At 26.9% G+C, this 309-nt stretch carries 1 pseudogene; it reads right to left on the reverse strand.

The window, feature by feature from the left end:
- Window positions 1-309: pseudogene (locus H2280_RS08590) on the reverse strand (autotransporter outer membrane beta-barrel domain-containing protein); the annotation flags it as partial.

Consider the following 309-nt stretch of genomic DNA (forward strand, 5'->3'; position numbering starts at 1 on the left):
TATTTTAAACCTGCATAATAAGATCTATTGTTTATATCAAAATAGGTTGATTTCATTTTAGTATCTTCATAACCTGCATACACACCATAGATACCACTATCTTTTAAAGTAGAATAACCTATAATAGTTCCTTTAGTGTGTCCTTTACTTTCTTCATTTAAAGAAAGTTCAACATTCTGTGAAGAAGTATAAGGAAGGATAAATAAAGAATGCTCTTTATTATAACCATAGCTTCCATTATTAAAATCATTTTTTATATAATCACTTGCACTTGCATATAAATTACCTTTTTCTTGCATAGCAATAGCA

Source organism: Campylobacter sp. 2457A, from assembly GCF_020135895.1.
Taxonomy (GTDB): Bacteria; Campylobacterota; Campylobacteria; order Campylobacterales; family Campylobacteraceae; genus Campylobacter_D; species Campylobacter_D taeniopygiae.